This window comes from Lysinibacillus sp. FSL M8-0355 (assembly GCF_038008985.1).
GTDB lineage: Bacteria > Bacillota > Bacilli > Bacillales_A > Planococcaceae > Lysinibacillus > Lysinibacillus fusiformis_D.
On record NZ_JBBPAI010000001.1, the window covers coordinates 2,384,292 to 2,400,896 of the forward strand.

Annotated in this window: 15 protein-coding genes and 1 other annotated feature; of the genes, 12 read left to right on the forward strand and 3 right to left on the reverse strand. The window is 38.1% G+C overall.

Features of this window, described 5'->3' with window-relative positions; genetic code table 11:
• Positions 1-14 precede the first annotated feature (14 nt).
• Complete coding sequence (locus tag MKY46_RS11720; RefSeq protein WP_340834327.1) at positions 15-980, reverse strand: alpha-E domain-containing protein; 966 nt, start codon at positions 978-980, stop codon at positions 15-17.
• Entirely contained in the window at positions 934-2,424 is a 1,491-nt protein-coding gene (locus tag MKY46_RS11725; RefSeq protein ID WP_271913415.1) for a circularly permuted type 2 ATP-grasp protein, read from the reverse strand. The genes MKY46_RS11720 and MKY46_RS11725 overlap by 47 nt, the downstream gene beginning before the upstream one ends.
• A gap of 76 nt (positions 2,425-2,500) precedes the next feature.
• On the opposite strand from MKY46_RS11725, the gene MKY46_RS11730 reads away from it, so the two are divergent.
• The 7 genes from MKY46_RS11730 (at position 2,501) to proS (ending at position 9,588) form a co-directional block, all read left to right on the forward strand.
• Positions 2,501-2,914, forward strand: a complete 414-nt coding sequence (locus MKY46_RS11730; protein ID WP_340808994.1) for a hypothetical protein — start codon at positions 2,501-2,503, stop codon at positions 2,912-2,914.
• 487 nt (positions 2,915-3,401) lie between these two features.
• Entirely contained in the window at positions 3,402-4,364 is a 963-nt protein-coding gene (locus MKY46_RS11735) for a tyrosine recombinase XerC (protein ID WP_036126422.1), read from the forward strand.
• Positions 4,365-4,418: 54 nt separating this feature from the next.
• Complete coding sequence (locus MKY46_RS11740; RefSeq protein WP_374703116.1) at positions 4,419-4,916, forward strand: DinB family protein; 498 nt, start codon at positions 4,419-4,421, stop codon at positions 4,914-4,916.
• A gap of 175 nt (positions 4,917-5,091) precedes the next feature.
• Complete coding sequence (locus MKY46_RS11745; protein ID WP_036126419.1) at positions 5,092-5,241, forward strand: hypothetical protein; 150 nt, start codon at positions 5,092-5,094, stop codon at positions 5,239-5,241.
• A gap of 217 nt (positions 5,242-5,458) precedes the next feature.
• The gene (locus MKY46_RS11750) at positions 5,459-5,629 is read left to right on the forward strand and encodes a hypothetical protein (RefSeq protein ID WP_036126417.1); all 171 of its coding nucleotides are present in this window, start codon (positions 5,459-5,461) and stop codon (positions 5,627-5,629) included.
• Positions 5,630-6,020: 391 nt separating this feature from the next.
• Positions 6,021-7,727, forward strand: a complete 1,707-nt coding sequence (locus tag MKY46_RS11755; RefSeq protein WP_271913421.1) for a putative bifunctional diguanylate cyclase/phosphodiesterase — start codon at positions 6,021-6,023, stop codon at positions 7,725-7,727.
• A gap of 69 nt (positions 7,728-7,796) precedes the next feature.
• Positions 7,797-8,016: a binding site (T-box leader), on the forward strand.
• 135 nt (positions 8,017-8,151) lie between these two features.
• The gene (gene proS / locus MKY46_RS11760; RefSeq protein WP_058844416.1) at positions 8,152-9,588 is read left to right on the forward strand and encodes a proline--tRNA ligase; all 1,437 of its coding nucleotides are present in this window, start codon (positions 8,152-8,154) and stop codon (positions 9,586-9,588) included.
• A gap of 27 nt (positions 9,589-9,615) precedes the next feature.
• On the opposite strand, the gene MKY46_RS11765 is transcribed toward proS, so the two are convergent.
• Positions 9,616-10,044: an NUDIX hydrolase gene (locus MKY46_RS11765; protein ID WP_340834329.1), complete on the reverse strand. Its 429-nt coding sequence runs from the start codon at positions 10,042-10,044 to the stop codon at positions 9,616-9,618.
• Positions 10,045-10,220: 176 nt separating this feature from the next.
• Here MKY46_RS11765 and MKY46_RS11770 point away from each other — a divergent pair, with 176 nt between their 5' ends.
• The 5 genes from MKY46_RS11770 (at position 10,221) to MKY46_RS11790 (ending at position 16,605) form a co-directional block, all read left to right on the forward strand.
• Positions 10,221-10,907: a Dph6-related ATP pyrophosphatase gene (locus MKY46_RS11770; RefSeq protein WP_036126409.1), complete on the forward strand. Its 687-nt coding sequence runs from the start codon at positions 10,221-10,223 to the stop codon at positions 10,905-10,907.
• Between the two features lie 575 nt (positions 10,908-11,482).
• Positions 11,483-11,809: an ArsR/SmtB family transcription factor gene (locus tag MKY46_RS11775; RefSeq protein WP_080717129.1), complete on the forward strand. Its 327-nt coding sequence runs from the start codon at positions 11,483-11,485 to the stop codon at positions 11,807-11,809.
• Positions 11,806-12,216, forward strand: coding sequence for an SRPBCC family protein (locus tag MKY46_RS11780; RefSeq protein WP_036126406.1), 411 nt, complete (start codon positions 11,806-11,808; stop codon positions 12,214-12,216). The genes MKY46_RS11775 and MKY46_RS11780 overlap by 4 nt, the downstream gene beginning before the upstream one ends.
• 104 nt (positions 12,217-12,320) lie before the next feature.
• Positions 12,321-15,488, forward strand: coding sequence for an ATP-binding cassette domain-containing protein (locus MKY46_RS11785; protein ID WP_101966648.1), 3,168 nt, complete (start codon positions 12,321-12,323; stop codon positions 15,486-15,488).
• Positions 15,489-15,651: 163 nt separating this feature from the next.
• The gene (locus MKY46_RS11790) at positions 15,652-16,605 is read left to right on the forward strand and encodes a nucleoside hydrolase (RefSeq protein ID WP_058844414.1); all 954 of its coding nucleotides are present in this window, start codon (positions 15,652-15,654) and stop codon (positions 16,603-16,605) included.

Consider the following 16,605-nt stretch of genomic DNA (forward strand, 5'->3'; position numbering starts at 1 on the left):
GTGGTGGGTTCCTTTCAAGGTTGTATGCTGGGTTCATATAAATGATAAACTGTCGAAAAGGTATCACTAAAAGCTATACATTGCGACAGTCTTTCCTCCATTATAGTCATCGTTTCTTCAAGAGTCATTTGCCAAAAATCAAGATGATTGATTGCTAAGATGAGGCTACGAATGTTTGTATGCTGTGTTAAAAATCTTGAGGATAAAGAATCATGTTCAATCGCCGTAATAGCTTCCTCTATTTTCTTTAGACAAAACATCACAGAACATGGGAAATGCTCATCCTGTACTAAATAGCGAATAACCGCAAGTAAATTCGTCTGGCAATGTTTCCGCATATAAGACTCTCTTGCTGCTGTAAGCGCCAATAAAAAGCTACCATCATCCTCTAACAGGGATAGGCCCGACAGCTTCTGTTGTTCCACTATACTTAACGTCATCCGCAACGTTTTTTCTGCTCGTTCAAGCCATTTGCCAACCTGCATGAAATAAAAGGGAAGATCACGATCCATCGTGCTCTCGATTAACCCGTTCTCCATCCATAGAGTTTTTCTTACTTCCTGTAAAAATGCTTGAAGTTCAATAAGTGGGATTGGGCGTTCTCTTGTCAGTATGGCCTGTTGCTTCGTTAAATAAAAGGTATTTTGTATTTCCCATAGCTCAGTTGGTATACTATCACGCGTAACCCGTGCATTTTCTCGTATGGCACGTAATGTAACGTGGAGGGCATTGCCGTTTTTCTCGGAAAAAAGTAGATAGTCAATCAATGGGTTGACACGTATGGCTGAGTAATTCGCTAAATATTCCTCCTTAGAGGCACAAATAGCTAAGACAGCCTCCCAATGATCAAGATAAGCATGTTCTTGCCCCGATTGCTCCAACATATTCAACAGCTGTACCTGTAATATATGTGCATTTGATTGTGTGCGTTCACTATACCGTGCCATCCAGTATAGCGCGTCGGCTACTCGACTTAGCATGCTGCAACTCCTCCTTTAGTATCCACGTATCCTTAGCACCACCGCCTTGTGAGGAATTTACGACAAGTGATCCTTCTTGTAGTGCCACTCGAGATAAACCGCCAGGCAACACGTAATAATCATCACCCTTCGTGACATAAACTCGTAAATCGACATGACAAGGATAAAATCGTCCATTTTGAAAGGCAGGAGCTCTAGACAATTTAATCGTTGGTTGTGCAATATATTGAAATGGCTGCTTGCTAATTTTTTGCTTAAACAAAGCAATTTCTTCCTCACTTGCATGCGGGCCAATCAACATATCATAGCCGCCAGAGGCACTCACATTCTTAATGACTAGCTCTTGAATATGTTCTAGCACCCATGCTCGTTGCTTATCATCTCCTAAATGATAGGTTTTCACATTCGGTAAAATAGGCTCCTCCTGCAAGTAATACCGAATCATCTCTGGTACATAGGCATACATTGCTTTATCATCAGCAACCCCGTTGCCAACAGCATTTAAGATGGCGACATGCCCCGCTTGATAGGCAGCCATTAAATGAGGAACACCCAATAAAGAATCTTCACGAAAGACAACAGGATCTAAAAAATCATCATCAATACGACGATAAATAATATCTATTTGCTGCAGACCATAAATAGTTTTCATATATACTTTCAAATCCTGTACCACTAAATCACGACCCTCTACGAGCTGTATATTTAAATGCTGGGCTAAAAAGACATGATCGTAATAAGCTGAATTGTACATGCCAGCTGTTAGTAGCACAGCTTTAGGCTCTCTCTCTGCTTGCATGGAAGGTGGGCGGTGCACAAGAAGTGCTTTTTTCATATAAGCGATGTGTTTATCAAGTGGTTGGATGGTATGCTTAGAGAAAAATTCAGGATACACTTCCTTCATGACATCACGATTTTCAAAGACATAGGAAATGCCAGAAGGGTTGCGTAAATTATCTTCCAATACATGATAATCACCCTTTTCATCCCGTATTAAATCAATGCCTGCTAAAAATATATGATTCGCAATCGGTACTTGGAAACCCATCATTGTTGCTGTAAAATACGGATTATTTTCAACAAGCTGTCTTGGAATAAAACCGTCTCGAATAATCCTTTGTTGCCCATAAACATCCTGCAAAAATAAATTGAGGGCTTGCACACGCTGTTTGACGCCTGCCTCAATCATGGCCCACTTCGTTTGAGGAATAATAATGGGGACACAATCAAAGGGCATTGTACGCTCAGTTCCATCTTGCGCTCCATAGACCGTAAAGGTAATTCCTTGTCTGAGAAAGCTTGCTTGTGCTTGTCGATACTTTTCTTCAAGTTGCTCCTGAGAAAAAAAGGATAGCTTATGATGAAAAGATTGATAATGAGGCTTCGGCTGATTGCCATCAAACATTTCATCAAAAAACAGACTAGAATCATATAAATTCATCATATGGATCGCCTCCGAATTCAAGTAGTAGTGAAAACATGTTACACTGTGAATAAATACATATAAGGAGCTAACAATCATGACCATCATTAATTTAATGCAAGCTTATGAATTAGATAAACTATCTAAATTAAATTTTTCAGAAGAAGAGATCTTAGGCGCTTTACGTACGGGGGATGTATCAGCTTGGCAAGAACAAGTACCAAACTATGAATTTAATGAGACAATGGCTCTTTATAAAGAAGGGGAACAACAATTCTTAGAAGCGTACCATGGCCATTATCGAATCAAGTATGTAACATTGCCAGGCATCCAACGTTTATTGCAACTTCGCTTTCAATTAGAAGAAGGGAAGGATTACCAACTGTTAGAAACAGGTATCCAGCATTTAACGTGTAATGAGGAGACAGTCGCAAGACTTCAGCAAATGTTATCGACAAACTGGTCACTAACAAAACAGGCAGACGGTGCTTATTCAGTTTTTGTAAAATAATACCATTCGCATTGTGAGACGAATCGACATGGGTAGTGACCCATCTTCTATTTTTTCAAAGCTTCTCACAGGGTAAGCAAATTGCGACTCCTCGTAATGGCTGCTGACTCTTTGTTTTCAAGTAAATAAACAATGCTCAAGCTACCAAGTAGAAGTTACTTGATATTAATCACTCCGATATTGCCATAAGACATAGCCCTTTTTGACGGTTTAGTAGAAGGTGGGCAAGACAAGCATTTAAGCTGAATCAAGATGAAGTATACTAGATTTTAATATTCATTTAACGTGAACTTTATGACTATTTTCCTGCAACTGTCACAAAAGATTTAAAAGGAAATCCTCTTTTTTAAAAAAGGGGATTTTTTTATTGCTTAAAAAGAACATTTGTTCTATATCGTGAAAAAGGGTATTTTTTTCAATAAAGTTCCCAAATTTATATTTGGGAACGTTTTTTCATGGTAAAATAGAGCAAATAGAGGTGATTAGCATGCAAAATACCAAGCAACCGAAATTCATGAAGGATTTTCTAGTTTATTTAACGACCATCAAAGGAAAATCACAGCGCACAAGAAAAGAATATGAATATGACCTAACCTTATTTTTCCGTTTCCATAAAGCAATCCAGGAGGATCTGGATATAGAAAATTTAGTAGCCATTGATATTGCCACTATTACAATAGAAGAAATTCGTGATATTACATTAGAGGATCTTTATTACTTTATGGAGTACTGTGAGGTACAGCGAGGAAATTCTGCTGCTTCGAGGGCACGAAAAGTGGCGACATTAAAATCCTTTTTCAAGTACTTGAAAGGAAAACGTCGACTTATTGAGGAAAATCCAGCAGAAGAATTAGAAACACCAAAAATTGGCCGAAAAAGACCAATTTATATGAATCTTCAAGAGGCTACTCAATTTATTGATGGAATACCAACAAATCAGGCATCACCAAGAAATTACTGTATGATGATGTTTTTCTTAAATTTAGGAATACGTGTGACGGAGCTTTGCCAGCTCAATAAAACATCTATTCAAGGACGTTATTTAACGGTTGTCGGGAAGGGCAATAAGGAGCGTACTGTCTACTTAAACGATAGCTGTTTGCAGGCACTCGCAGATTATGAAAATAGTGGGAAAACGCCTTATAAGGGGGACGGGGATGAGCCTCTTTTCGTCTCACAAAAAGGAACACGCTTTACGCGCCAAACTGTTGCCAAAATCGTGAAACGTATTAATCAACAATCAGGTCTTCAAAAGGAACGACTTACACCACATAAGTTGCGTCATACATCTGCGACTATGATGTATAAAGCAGGTGCAGATATTCGGAGCTTACAGCATATCTTAGGACATTCAAGTGTAGCGACGACTCAAATTTATACGCATATAGAGGACGAGCAGCTACAACATGTTTTAGAAAATAATCCCTTTAATATTGTGCGCGAGAGATGATTTTTACCCCTCTCTGTCGAATATAGTAGTATGCCAAATGAAGGGGGTTAACTTATGATGTTAGTAGCAAAAGAACAATTCGACGCAACAAGGGCGCAATTACTTCAAACGATTCAAAACTTAGACAATACAAGCTTTAATGACAAACCAGATGCACAAAGCTGGAGTGTAGCACAAATCTGTCATCATCTTGTGTTAGTAGAGGAAGCAGCCAAAAAAGCCATTACATGGGGATTACAAGCCCAGGAACAATCATCACCTGCAAGAAAAAATGTTCAGCTTGTTGTTTTGGATAGAACAAAAAAATTTCAAGCACCAACTATTGTGGAGCCAATAGATCAGCCTTTTACCGTTCAGGAGATGCTAGATTTACTAGCCACAACAAGAATGAATTTTCTCGCTTTTTTACAAACAATTGAAGAACCTGAAATTTTAACAAAATATGCTGTGAAGCACCCAGCCTTAGGTACATTGCCACTCGATCAATGGATTGAAATGGTTTATTTACACGAGCAGCGTCATATCGAGCAAATACAAGAAATAATGAAATAAACATATGGCAAGTAAGTATAGAGGGATTTGAGCACACAAGTGTGAGCCAAATTCCTTTTATTGTTATATGCTTTTTCTATCATAACCTCTTGACGTGCTACATAATCTGTTATATATTAAATAAAAATAATAACAACTGTTATAAAACAGTTTTCAAATCAAGGAGGAATTTTTAATGACAAAGTATCGAGACGGCTATGAATTTTATTGTGAAATGTGTGAGCGTTATGGGTTAGAGCCAATTTCTTTCCGCTATTATGTATTACAGTTATCACAGCAACAACTGTCTGCTTATAACATGCAAGCAAAACAATTAGGCATTTAAAGGACGTGGTTATGACGGAAGCCGACGTGAATATTTTATGAAAAGCCCAGCCATACTAAATACAATGGTTCGGGCTTTTGTGATTTTTAAAAGAAATTTCAGATAATTTATTGACAAGCATTACACTCTGTTATATGTTTTTAGAAAATAATAATGCTGTTATATAACAAAAATAAAAAAACACATTTAGTAGCAACCATGAAAGGAAGTTAGAAGGGTGACAGATTATCGAGAGGGTTATGAATTTTACCGCCAAGTATGTGAGGAGCACGGACTAGAGCCTATTAATTTTCACTATTATATTTTAAATTTATCACAAGAGCAGTTACATGCATATAACCAATATGCAAAATCATCAGATGAGTCAATCGAATATGAGGTTTCTTAACTTGTAAAATACCTTATTACTTCTGTGGGTTCGTAAGGTATTTTTGCTTTCACAAAAAATTTACATAGCTACATTCTCTTTATCTAGCATAATTGAAATTTGTATTTAATAGATAAATAGCCTAAAGAAAGCACTTTCAATAGTACAAAAGTATCAAAAAACTTTACAATTAGGTAAATTTAGGGTGTTTATAACCGCTATTTTTTGGCTATTTTCTCATAAAACATCAAATAGGGCTTTAGATGTTTTTGATATTTGGGTTGAATTAACTGCTTTTCTAAGACTATAATATAATTACATAAAAAAGGGCGATATACCACAACTTTATACCTCGCTGTAAGATAAAGCAAAAGTACCAAACCCTTCATATTTTAATGAACGGAGAATGAAAATGATGAATATCACGCCTAATAGCATTAATCAAATGAACTATAGTCTAAAAGAATTACAAGATATCTTTTCCGCCATGAATAGTTCCATCATTGTAGCGATTACCGATCGTACCGGGAAAATTACGTTTGTTAATGATCATTTTTGCAAAATTTCGAAGTATACGCGTGAAGAATTATTAGGTCAAGATCACCGTTTACTTAACTCAGGCTTCCATCCTAAATCTTTCTTTAGAGAGATGTGGAGAACAATAGGTAATGGTGATATGTGGAATGGCGAGGTGTGCAATCGTGCGAAAGATGGCAGTTTATATTGGGTAAAGACAACGATTTTCCCATTCCTTGATGAAAAGGGAAAGCCTTATCAATATATCGCCATTCGCGTCGATATTACAGCGCAAAAGGACATAAAAAAAATTACCCATATTGCCTATCACGATGAATTAACAGGACTGCCAAATCGTCGTAAACTAGAACAGCGTTTAGAAAATGAATTCCATCAATCTCGACGTACAGGAGATAAATTTGCGTTATTTTTCATTGATGTGAATCGATTCAAACACATTAACGACGGGCTTGGTCATATTATCGGCGATATGTTTTTAGTGGAAATGTCGAATCGTCTACGAAATGTTGATTATACATCTAATTCATTCTATCGCCACAATAGTGATGAATTTGTCATGATTTTAAATGACGTCAGTCGCATTGACGAAATGGCCAAAGAAATCATTAATGTCTTCAATGAAAGTTTCATCGTCGATACCTATGAATTTTATGCAAGCATCAGTATCGGCATTAGTATATTCCCAGATCATGCAAACTCTGTAGAAGAATTATTGAAAAATGCGGATATTGCCATGTATGCAGCAAAATCTACGCGTGGAAATCAGTACCGTTTATACCGTGACAATATGGATGAAGCCAACGATAAATGGCTTCTATTAGAAACAAAATTACACCAAGCATTAAAACAGGACCGCTTAGAATTACATTACCAGCCTAAAATTGATTTAAAAACAGATACGGTCATTGGCATGGAAGCCTTGCTACGCTGGTATGATCCTGAATTAGGTCATATTCCACCAGATCGTTTTATTCCATTTGCAGAAGAATGTGGGCTTATTAATGATATCGGTGTTTGGGTATTACATAAAGCCTGTGCTCAAGCTCGTTTTTGGAATGAAGCACATAATTTAACATTGCGCGTAGCCGTCAATATTTCTCCGATTCATATTAGTACAAGTAGCTTTGTGGACATGGTGTGTGAAGTCATTGCAGAAACAGGCATTGACCCACACTTATTAGAAATTGAAATTACGGAAATGAGTATGCTTGATTATACGGAAGATTTAATTGATACCATCAAGCAATTACGGGCATTGGGCATTACGATTTCATTAGACGATTTCGGGACAGGCTATTCATCGTTAAACTACTTAAAAAAATTCCCTGTGGATGTCCTTAAAATTGACCGTGCCTTTGTCCGTGACATTGTGCCTGAAAAATCAGGGATTGCGATGATTTCAGCTATGATTTCCTTAGCACATGCTTTAAATCTTCAAGTAGTTGCTGAAGGTGTCGAGGAAGAAGCTGAATTGAACGTACTTCGTGAGCATGGCTGTGAGTATGTGCAGGGTTATTATTTCAGTAAGCCATTGTCTGTAGATGATTTTACAGATTTAATCGTTAATTCTGTGACAAAATAGACCAGTTATGAATTGCTATTCCTGAATGATTTTGCTAAAGTAGGATAAAGCCAAACAGTTCAGACAATATTCAATTTGATGATGTGGCCAAGTAAGTAAGAATTGTGAGACAGAAAATATAGCAATTGCTGAGAGCTATATCACCGCTTCTTTACTGAACACCTACCACGGAGATGTTATGCAAACATAACCGAGTCGTTTTCGTTACCAAACGTGAGAGGGTTTTAAGTTCTACTTAAAGCTAAATCAAGGTGGTACCACGTCTATCCAGCACAAAGACGTCCTTATTCAGAGGACAGCTTTGTGCTTTTTTCATTCAGCTTGATAGTAACAGCTCGCTGAAACAAGCTAAACGCCCTGGTAGATGGCACTGTTTTTCTTACACCAAGGCAACAATGATTTAACAAAAATTGGAGGAGATCACATGTCAAAACAATTAGAAGATTTTTCGAAATGGTATATTGAGACTATCCAAAAAGCCGATTTAATGGATTATACACCTGTTCGTGGCTGTATTGCCTTTAAACCTGATGGCTATGAGATTTGGGAGCATATTCAAGAGGAAATGGATCGTCGCTTTAAAGAGACAGGGCATCGTAATGCTTATTTCCCAATGCTTATTCCTGAATCTTTCTTCCAAAAAGAAAAGGATCATATCGAAGGATTCTCACCTGAGCTACCTTGGGTAACAGAGGCAGCAGGGGAACAATTAGAAGAACGTCTGGCACTACGTCCAACGTCTGAAACGATGATTGGCCATCTTTACTCCAATTGGATTAAAAGCTACCGTGACCTACCCGTTTTGATTAATCAATGGGCAAACGTCTTCCGTTGGGAAAAGAAAACTCTTCCTTTTATTCGCACATCTGAATTTTTATGGCAAGAAGGACATACAGCGCACGTCGATGAAGAGGATGCTCGTCAAGAAACGATGCAAATGCTTGAAATCTATAAAGAAGTTGTAGAACAAGTACTAGCAATTCCAGTCTATGACGGACAAAAAACACCTTCTGAACGTTTTGCAGGTGCTGTCGATACGTATTCGATTGAGGCGATGATGAAAAATGGCAAGGCTGTGCAAGCTGGTACATCTCATTATTTAGGTACGAAATTTGCAGAAGCCTTTAACATTAAGTATTTAAATAAAGCGAACCAGCATGAGTATGTACACACAACATCTTGGGGTACATCTACGCGCTTAATCGGCTCGGTAATTATGGTGCATGGTGATGAGCAGGGGCTTGTTTTACCTCCTCGCATCGCGCCAACTCAAGTTGTTTTAATTCCAGTGGGACCATGGAAAAAGAACCCTCAAATTATGGAGCATTTAGATGAAATTTTTGTCGCTTTAAAAGCGAAGGGCATTCGCGTACGCCTTGACGATTCGGACCAATCACCAGGCTTTAAGTTCAATGAATGGGAGCTAAAAGGGGTGCCAGTTCGCATTGAATTAGGACCTCGTGATCTTGACAACAATCAAGCTTTACTTAAAGCCCGTGATGAAGAGGAAAAACGAACAATTGATTTAGCTACGATTATCACAGCCATTGAAGAAGAATTAACAACCATGCAAGCGCGCTTACTCGAAAAAGCACGTCAGTTCCGTGAAGCAAACACACATACAATGATTGATTCATTACCACAATTACAACAGCATATTGAAGCAGCCAAAGCAAACGGTACAATTCCTGGCTGGGTACTAGCTGGTTGGTGTGGAGAAGATGCATGCGAGGAAAAAGTGAAGGAAGAAACAAAATATACATCTCGTAATATGCCGTTTAATCCACCAACAACAAAAACAACATGTATTGGCTGTGGAAATGAAGCTAAACATACGGTTTGGTTTGCACAAGCCTATTAATAACGACTACAACAGCCTCCTATTTAATTAGGAGGCTGTTGTTATGAGGTGGTGATCGATTACATCCTTTGCTTTCGGGAAGTAGTCCAATTTTAAGCTTTCGCCATCCCTCATAGTGAGCCATCCATCTGTCTGATCTGCTAAAAAGACTGCCGTTACGCCGAATACCTCATCCCCATTAGGATATTTAAAATAGTCCTGATAACCTGATAATATCGTTAAAAACTGAAGATTGTTTGCATGCAATTCTGTCTCTTCATACAGCTCTCGTTTCGCTGTTTCTTCAAGGGTTTCCCCTGGCTCCATTACTCCTCCAGGTAATCCCCACATTTCGATATCAGCACGAAATTGAAGGAGCACTTCTTTCGTCTGATTTAAGACAATTACTGTAGAACCTACTAAAATAACAGGCATTGTCCCAACTAGTTGTCTTAATTTGATAACATAATCACTCATAGCGCCCCTCCAACATAGTTAGCCAAATTTTTATTCTACTTATGATAAAATGAAGGGGTGTTATATCTTGAAAATTTCCTGAAGAAATGGGGATATAGCGATTAAAAATGATGCTACTATGACTCAATTTTTTGATAAGGATGCTAACAGACTATTTTTGACAAGGAGATAAGGGAATGACAGATACAACAGGCTGGAAACAGAATGCACAAGATCGTCCATTTATTGCCTCATTTAGTGGTGGAAAGGACAGTACTTTAGCTTTATATAAAGCATCCCAGGTAGGTCAGGCTGTAGGACTGCTTGTGATGCTAGAGGAGGAAGGGAAACGTTCGAGGTCACACGGCATGCCACCTGAGCTTATCCAGGCGCAGGCTGACTCGATCGGATTGCCTGTCTTTACGGCTGCAGCTAGTTGGGCAGACTACGAAAGTGTCTTTATGCACCTTTTAGAAAAGGCAAAACAGCAGGGGGCAGAAGTGTTAGTGACAGGTGACTTAGATATGCCTGCACATGGCTGCTGGCATGATAAGGTCACAAAAAATGCTGGGTTACAGCTAGGCATGCCATTATGGGAAATGGACCATCGCGAAGCAGTCGATGAATTTATTAACTTAGGATTTATCACGATGATTGTCACGGTCAACTTATCCTTAGGCATGACTGAGGATGATTTAGGGCGAATACTTACCCCTGAATATGTATTAGAACTAGAAGCTCGTAAGATTGACCCGTGCGGGGAGGGAGGAGAATTCCATACAACCGTCATTGATGGCCCTCTTTTTCAGCAGCCAATAGCTGTGCGCAAATGTCCAATTATAAGAGATGGAGACTATGCATTTTTACCTTTAGAACTAGCGTAAATCCACAGCCTTTCTTGTGATGATCATGGTTTTTCCTTTTAATGTATATGGTCGTGTGTAATAAAATGATTACAAAGGAAAAATACATTAAATGGGGATGAATTAGTATTAAGTGCTTTGTCAAATCCTTATCGTTTGCCACTCTTCATCAAGAAAAGCAATATGTTAGCTGGCTAGCGCACGAGTTAGGGAAGCTAAATTGATTAATGGTTATCACGAAATTTCTGAAAGTGGCGAAGCATTGAAAAAATACTGAAACAAGTTGATTAGACAAACGAGCGTTTCTTAAATAAACGATTTCGAGTAATAGAGAAAACAATGAGTCAACATATAGGCTTACTACATACTCTGGTTTTTATGGCTCGCATAAAAAATTTAAAGAAATAGATACTAATAAATAATAATGAACGAAAAGTACAAAGGCTCTCACCTCTGTACTTTTTTTGCATTTGGCTGTTTCTTCTTTATAGGTATAGAATCCATCTCATTTTGTCCAAAATAATCATTGACTGGACACTAAATGGTGTCATATAATTAAGACACCATTTAGTGTCCTATTAGAAAGGGTGGTGGTTTTGAATAATAATCATCAAGAGCGTGACGTTTATGTAGCCATTGCTGACCCTACAAGACGAAAGTTGATTCGTTTACTGGCAGAGACAGATGAGTTACCGCTTCACGAATTAACCGCTCAATTTGACATGGGGCGTACCGCTGTTTCGAAACATTTAGCCATCCTGAAAGATGCAGGTCTTGTCGTTGCTCGCAAGGAAGGTAGAGAGACAAGGTATCGGCTGAATGCGGCCCCGTTGAAAGAAATACAGGATTGGGTATCGTTTTATGAAGGATTTTGGAAAGAAAGAATCGCTAAATTACATCTATTATTGGAGGAAAAAAAATGAAACCAGATGTATCATTAGATTTTACATTTACAAGTTCAATCGAGCAGGTTTGGCATGCTTTAACCGATTCAGATACGCTAGCAAAATGGATTTGGAATAATGACTTCCAACCAATCGTTGGGCATAAATTTCAATTTCGTGCTGAACCAAATGAATGGTGGGACGGCATTGTAGACTGTGAGGTACTTGTAGTAGAAGAGCCTCATACATTATCTTACACTTGGACAAGTGCTGGTGAAACAACGACTGTTACATGGACATTAACACAAGATTCAGATGGCACGACTCAGCTTCATCTTGATCAAAGTGGCTTTAGCGAAGAAACAAAAGCTCGTCAAGGGGCAATCGAAGGGGCAACATATGCTTGGACGAATATGAGCACACAGCTTGAAAAAGTACTAGCCTAATACAAATCAAACGATAACAAGGAGAGCGCAATTCCGTAGCAAGAATTGTGTTCTTTCATTTTCACTCAAATTTTTTAATTTTCTAGACATGGAAGGATAACTAAATGAAGATCAATCAACTAATTGCCAACAATATCAACCGTTTAGATGTCGTCTTACCAGAACATCAATCATTGGGTATAGCCGGTTTGTCTGGCTCAGGGAAAACGACATTTTGTCAAACGATTGGGGAAGAATCCAAAAAACGTCTCGTTTCTTTATTACCTAAGGCGGAGTATCAATATTTATTTCCAAACATTATGGAAACGAACTTCAGTGCCATCAAAATGGAGGATATGCCCCTCGTACTTTTTTTAGGAAAATCCTCTATCTCCAGTAACCCACGTTCAACGATTGGTACTCATACGGGTGTTTTTAAAGAAATTCGTAATCGACTGGCGGATGAATTTCAACTTTCTCCAGAGATGTTTTCCTTTAACAATGCATTAGGCTGGTGTCCTGCATGTAAAGGACGTGGCACGACGAAAAATGTAGAATGTAAAAAATGCTCAGGTAAACGCTATAGTCCTGAAGTGGAGCAACATAAAATAGCTTTATGGAATGAATCATACAGTATTTCTGATATTCACAATTTCAGTATCGAAACGATCTATTCCTTATCAAAAGAATTAAATATAAGTGAAGAGAAGCAACATATTCTTCAAAATATTATCCAGATGAATATTGGCTATTTAACATTAAATCGTATTATGGGGACATTGTCGGGCGGAGAATTAACAAGACTTTACTTAGCAGAATTCATGGCTACTAGCGAAAACACGGTCATTATTGTCGACGAAATTTCTGTTGGTCTTGACCATGACACATTACTAAAAATCTTAGAGCAAATCCAACAGTTGGGCACTAAAAACCAAATTTGGCTTATTGATCATTCAGATACGGTGCTAGACATGGCAAATAAGCACCTATTCTTTGGACCAGGGAGTGGGAAATACGGCGGTAAAATCGTGGAAGAATCTCCTCGACCACAGCCTATCTATTCGGAACGAAACCCATCAAAGCCAACATCCTTTTATCAATTCCGAGACTTATATTGCCGCAATATACAAATGGACGAAATAGCCATTCCGCAAAACCGACTTATTACTTTTACTGGGGAGTCTGGCTGTGGGAAATCAACGCTTGTGAATGAATGTATCGCTAAAGATTTTGTCAAACGCTATCCAAAGGACAAACTAGTGATGGTCGGGCAGGATCGGAATCAGTCCATTACTAGTCGATCCACTGTCGCAACTTTCCTCGATATTAAAAAGAAACTAACCAAATATAGCGAGGACATTGATGCTATTTTCCAACGCTCGATTGAAGACATTATTGATGAACTTCCTCATGAAGATATCGCCCATAAACGTTTAAGCTTACTAATTAAACTAGGGCTAGGCTATTTGACACTGGAAAGAAAAACACAATCGCTGTCGACTGGTGAATTCCAATGTGTGCATTTAGTATCGGAGTTATTTGCGAACTCCCGAAATCCACATACACTGTTTATTTTTGATGAGCCTTCTAAAGGATTATCTCAAAACATTTTAAACCAGTTTATTGATAGTGTAAGGGACATCCTTGAGGATGAAGCTATCTCTATCATCATGATTGAGCATAATACCTATATGTTAGAGAGCTCTGATTTCATTGTAGACTTTGGTAAAAGACAGCAGGAGCCTGTGACACATCTTGAGGTAGTTTGTCATGAGGACTATTATAATCAGGTTAACTATACAAAAACGGCTCCATTACAAATCGCGTCTACGCTCGCATCAAGAAATGGTATTCAATACTTAGAAGACCAACCTATAAGCTATTTTAAAAAGGCTGAAAATATTTATAAAGGTGGCATTTTAAAAAGCCTATCTTCAATGGCACGTCTCATTTACGGTGACTACGAATCCAATAAAATAGCGCCTGTTATTGCGATCGACTTGGAAAGACATTTATATAGTCAGTATAGTTTTCTGTATGAAATGGGTGGTCTGATTAATCATATTGTCGCTGCACACCCAACGAATAAGGATACAAGAAGCTTCGATTTCTATAGCCAAGACAATCATTGTCCAAGCTGTTCAGGGAGATTGGAAATTTCCAAATTCGATTTTGATCTAGTCGTACAAGATAAAAACGTGCCATTTTGGGATGGCTTATTACACCCAGATATTATGGAAGTCTTAAAATACTATCAACATGCGAAGCTGGAATTTCTTTTTGAAGAAATTAAAAATGAACTTGGTCAAGACATTAGTAAAAGTTACAATGCTATGACTGAGGAAGAAAAGCATACATTTTTATATGGGTATTGGGATAAGTCCTTTTATGATAAGGCAACAAAATCTTCGAAGAAATGGGAAGGTTTTAACTTTATCATTGGTCGCTATATCGTCATTTCAAAATCCATTATTAAGGAGCAAATGAAGGAAACAAGAGAGATGATGCCTTGCCCAATTTGTCATGGCACTGTGCTTAACCACCAGAAAAAATTACAATTTTGGGACACAGATATTCGTGACTTGATTCGTCAACCTCTTGATGTGGTAATAAAAACTGTAGGGAACTTACCACAACTTGAAAAATTGAAAGCCATTGTAGGGGGTGACATGTCACTTCTACAAGATGTCTCCTTATTGCCAAGAGAAATACAAGTAGCGTTGAAAATGCTGGAATTAGAGCTAGCAAGCTTTGTTGGCTATGAAATGGTCCTACAAAATGCACTTCCATTCTGGGACAAAATCCAAGATTATATAAAGAACATCAGCCTAAAAAACCAAGTAACCATCTGTGATTTTGCCAATATTTACGAGACAAGAGAAAATATCATCGACCAGTATTTTACGAATGGAAAATACAAAAAATTAACGTATGTTTATGAAGCATTTGGCTATAAAAAAATTGTCACTCAAATCAATAAAGTAAAAGCTAGTCATAGTTGTCCATTCTGCAAAGGGAAAAAGGTGCTTTCAGAGGATGGATTGCATGATGGGGTCCATAAATTAACCGTTCCATGTGTCAACTGTGGTGCAAGTGGTATAAACGATGAAGGTCGCCAGCAAATTGTTGATGGCATTGATGTGGAAACGTGGCTAACTGGTACTGTCAGTGATGTAGTAATAGAAGGCTCTCATCTTGAGGCAGTTGCCAATATTCCTATTTTCAATCGCATTCGTGAGCTGAATAAACAGGAAATGATGGCGGTTTATCAGTTCTTACAGCATAATAATTAAAGCCAATATGTTAGAAAGCCCATTTGCACTGAGCAGATGGGCTACTTTCATTTGACTAGAATCACACACTAATTTTTCCAAAAACATTCAAATCTGTATCGTCTTTGAGCTTTTCATCGTACTATAGGAATAGCCAGATTGGCAGGAAAAGGGAGGATATTCATTGGTAAAAAAAGTGCTGTTATTTGGGGATATTGGCATTGATGATACCGTAGCATTAATTTATGCCAGGCTCAATCAGGAAATAGAAATTGTTGGGTTAGTGGCAGACTACGGCAATGTATCGCGAGAAGATGCGGTATCCAATATTTATTATGTCATGAGATTGTTTAACTTCCCTCAAGGGATTCCCGTTATTTTAGGAGCAGAAGTACCTTTAACTGGTGAACAGCCGACTTACTATCCAGAAATACACGGCGAACGGGGATTAGGACCCATTATTCCAAATGATGATCATGAATTAAAAATTGAAAACTTTTTTGAAATCGTCAATATTATAGAAAGATATAAAAATGATGAACTAACAATTGTTAATATTGGGCGATTGACCTCGCTCGCAACAATGTTTATCCTCTACAAAGAGCTTATGAAACATGTCAAGGAATTTTATATTATGGGTGGAGCGTTTTGGGTTCCTGGCAATGTCACAACAGTGGCAGAGGCAAATTTTCATGGTGATCCGTTTGCGGTTAATATCGTGCTTACCTATGCAAAGAATGTCACAATCATTCCCTTGAATGCTACACAAAAGGCGATTGTCACGCCAGGTATGGTAGACTATATTGATTCATTTGGACAAACAAAAATCCTCAAGCCATTAATGGAATACTATACTCGCTTTTATCAAGAACGGGACCCCTCACTTTTAGGGAGCCCTGTGCATGATGCGTTAACGCTGATGGCTATAATGGAGCCTGACATGTTTATATATGAGTCCTATCCCGTAACTGTTGTCGATAAATTAGAAGGCCCTGCAAGAGGGCAAAGCATTGCTGAAACACGGCCTTATGAAAGTATAAACAATGGCGAGAAAAAACATCGTATTGCCTTTGATATCCAATACGAGAAATTTTTCCACCACTTTTTGACGATCATGACAGGGCAACCATTGCAGTAG

Bases quoted from the DNA above. Each gene is read 5' to 3' on its own strand.
- MKY46_RS11740 (WP_374703116.1), top strand. From the start codon at position 4,419: ATGATGTTAGTAGCAAAAGAACAATTCGACGCAACAAGGGCGCAATTA.
- proS (WP_058844416.1), top strand. From the start codon at position 8,152: ATGTCAAAACAATTAGAAGATTTTTCGAAATGGTATATTGAGACTATC.
- MKY46_RS11770 (WP_036126409.1), top strand. From the start codon at position 10,221: ATGACAGATACAACAGGCTGGAAACAGAATGCACAAGATCGTCCATTT.
- MKY46_RS11755 (WP_271913421.1), top strand. From the start codon at position 6,021: ATGATGAATATCACGCCTAATAGCATTAATCAAATGAACTATAGTCTA.
- MKY46_RS11720 (WP_340834327.1), bottom strand. From the start codon at position 980: ATGCTAAGTCGAGTAGCCGACGCGCTATACTGGATGGCACGGTATAGT.
- MKY46_RS11785 (WP_101966648.1), top strand. From the start codon at position 12,321: ATGAAGATCAATCAACTAATTGCCAACAATATCAACCGTTTAGATGTC.
- MKY46_RS11780 (WP_036126406.1), top strand. From the start codon at position 11,806: ATGAAACCAGATGTATCATTAGATTTTACATTTACAAGTTCAATCGAG.
- MKY46_RS11730 (WP_340808994.1), top strand. From the start codon at position 2,501: ATGACCATCATTAATTTAATGCAAGCTTATGAATTAGATAAACTATCT.
- MKY46_RS11735 (WP_036126422.1), top strand. From the start codon at position 3,402: ATGCAAAATACCAAGCAACCGAAATTCATGAAGGATTTTCTAGTTTAT.
- MKY46_RS11765 (WP_340834329.1), bottom strand. From the start codon at position 10,044: ATGAGTGATTATGTTATCAAATTAAGACAACTAGTTGGGACAATGCCT.
- MKY46_RS11745 (WP_036126419.1), top strand. From the start codon at position 5,092: ATGACAAAGTATCGAGACGGCTATGAATTTTATTGTGAAATGTGTGAG.
- MKY46_RS11725 (WP_271913415.1), bottom strand. From the start codon at position 2,424: ATGATGAATTTATATGATTCTAGTCTGTTTTTTGATGAAATGTTTGAT.